This is a genomic window from Thermoanaerobacter sp. A7A (assembly GCF_000445185.1).
In the GTDB taxonomy this organism is placed as follows: domain Bacteria; phylum Bacillota; class Thermoanaerobacteria; order Thermoanaerobacterales; family Thermoanaerobacteraceae; genus Thermoanaerobacter.
The window spans coordinates 1-2437 of record NZ_AVAF01000007.1 but is presented as its reverse complement, the minus strand read 5'-3'; the positions used below and the strand labels follow the sequence as shown (position 1 = coordinate 2437).

Here is a 2437-nt window from a genome sequence, read left to right as displayed (position 1 = left end):
TATACTCATCTAAGGTGATTTCACCGCGAGCGTACCTTAACTTGGCAATTTCTAATGCTTCATTATTAGGATCTGTATCGTGTTTTTTAAAAAAGTTAACATTTCTAATCTGTTTTACTAGCAAGTAAATTACTACGCCTATTAAAATTAAGAACAATATATTGGTAAGTCCACCACCGAACCAAGTTCCATAACCACAAGGATAATATCCTCCAAACCAACGACCTAAACCACCCATCATATATCCTCCAAACATTATTTACTCCTCCTCTCTAAATATTTAAATTTTACAAAATATTTTTTAATTTATTATATTCTTCTACTGTAATTTCTCCCTTGGCTAAGCGTATATCAAGTACTTTCTTTGCTTCATCCACTTGGCAATCTTTGTTTGCATTTAAATTATTAATCATTCTTTGCAGGTCACCTGTTTTGTACAAATAAAAGCCAATTGCCAAGATTAATATAAGACCCATACTTTTCAACTCCTTTCTATTTATCGAAAAATTGTTAACTTGCTTTCAACTTTATTTTAAAACTTACTTTTGAAGAAAATATGAAGAGAAAATAAATACAGTTTAATTAAAATAATTTCCAAAAGTAGGCGATTAGATTTTTGCGAACTGTGATGTATAATATATTAAAAGAAGTTTATCAAGCTATTTTCATAAGTTATTCATAATTTTGCTGCAAAATAATAAAGGGTGGATGGAAGATGAATAAGAAAATATTTGTGGTTGATGACGAAATAAAAATACTTGAAGTTGTAAAGTCATACCTTGAGCATGAGGGATTTAGTGTTATTACTGAAACTAATGGCAATAACGTTTTAGATACATTCAAAAAAGAAAAACCAGACCTTGTTATATTGGATCTCATGTTGCCAGCTATTTCAGGAGAGGAATTGTGCAAGAGAATACGGCAGTTTTCCAATGTTCCGATATTGATGCTTACAGCAAAAGTTCAAGAAAGTGATAAAATTAATGGATTTTCTATAGGTGCTGATGACTATATTACAAAACCATTCAGCCCACGTGAATTGGTTATGAGAGTAAAAGCAATATTAAGAAGAACAACTGATGATGTGCCTCTTGCTGAAGTAATGTCTTTTAATAATGATGACCTTGTGGTCGATTTTAAAGCACACACGGTGAAGAAAAAAGGAGTAGTTGTAAATCTCACTCCAAACGAATTTAAAATTTTAAAGTTTTTAATTCGCAATCCAAATAGGGTCTTTACAAGAGAAGAATTAATTGAAAAAGTTATGGGATTTGACTATGAAGGCTATGACAGGACGATTGATGCACATATTAAAAATTTAAGACAAAAAATTGAAGACGATACGAAAAATCCAGTGTATATTAAAACGGTGTATGGTGTTGGATATAAATTTGGTGATAGAAATGTTTAGAAATAATTTAAGAACAAGGACGGCTATTGTATTTATCTCAATAGCTCTTATATCGATTGTTATTGTAAGTATTACAACAAACATCTTAATAATAAATAGCTTTGGAAATTATGTTACAAAGTCAACAGATAAAGAATTTAGCAATATAGCTAACACTCTTGCTGCAGTGTATAAATCTGAGGGAGGTTGGAAAAGTACAACAGGGCGTGAAATTGGTCATGCAGCTATGATGGAAGGATATGGATTAAGACTTAGAGATAAAGATGGTAAGATTATATGGGATTTTTCTTCAATGTCATATATGATGAATATGATGGGAAAATGGAATAAGAAAAATATTTCTGAAAAAACTCTTCCCATCATTGTGGATGAAAAAACAGTGGGATATGTGGATATAATTTATTATGGGCCGATGATGATGAGTGACTTGGATTTTAAGTTTTTATATGACATTAGCAGATATAATGTTATAGCAACGGTGATAGCTATTTTTATAGCATTGATTATAAGTATTTATGTGTCAAATTATATTACAAGACCGTTAGTTAATATTACGGAAGTTGCTAAAAAGCTTGAAAAAGGTGATTTTACTGCAAAGGTATATGATATACCTAAAGAAGAAGAGCTATTTAAGCTCACAGCGGCAATAAACCACCTTGGAGAATCTTTAAAAAATCAAGAAATACTAAGAAGACAAATGACCTCTGACATCGCACATGAGCTTAGAACACCATTGACAACATTGCAGAGTCATATTGAAGCAATGCTTGATGGGGTTTGGGAGCCGACGCATGAAAGACTGAAAAGTTTAAATGAAGAAGTCTTAAGACTTATAAATATTGTAAAAAATCTTGAAACATTGAATAAATTTGAATCTGATATGTTAAAGCTTAATAAAATCAAATTTGACGCAAGCGAATTAGTAAAGAGCATTTTGACAAATTTTGAAGCATCTTTTGCTGAAAAAGAACAAGAAGTTGTAAAGAACATAGAAGATAACATTATGTTGTTTGGTGATAAGGACAG

4 protein-coding genes are annotated in these 2437 nt (G+C 30.9%); 2 read left to right on the top strand and 2 right to left on the bottom strand.

What is annotated here, in order from left to right; translation table 11 throughout:
* Together M663_RS0100465 and M663_RS0100460 are read right to left on the bottom strand one after the other, a co-directional pair.
* A partial coding sequence (locus M663_RS0100465) for a hypothetical protein (RefSeq protein ID WP_029687567.1) occupies positions 1-256 on the bottom strand: 256 nt, incomplete at its 3' end.
* A gap of 31 nt (positions 257-287) precedes the next feature.
* Positions 288-476: a hypothetical protein gene (locus M663_RS0100460; protein ID WP_029687566.1), complete on the bottom strand. Its 189-nt coding sequence runs from the start codon at positions 474-476 to the stop codon at positions 288-290.
* A gap of 239 nt (positions 477-715) precedes the next feature.
* On the opposite strand from M663_RS0100460, the gene M663_RS0100455 reads away from it, so the two are divergent.
* Together M663_RS0100455 and M663_RS0100450 are read left to right on the top strand one after the other, a co-directional pair.
* Positions 716-1411 (top strand): response regulator transcription factor, encoded by a 696-nt coding sequence (locus M663_RS0100455; RefSeq protein ID WP_029687564.1) that lies wholly within the window; start codon positions 716-718, stop codon positions 1409-1411.
* The coding region (locus M663_RS0100450; protein ID WP_273702565.1) for a histidine kinase dimerization/phospho-acceptor domain-containing protein at positions 1374-2437 on the top strand (1064 nt) is incomplete at its 3' end. The genes M663_RS0100455 and M663_RS0100450, both read left to right, overlap by 38 nt.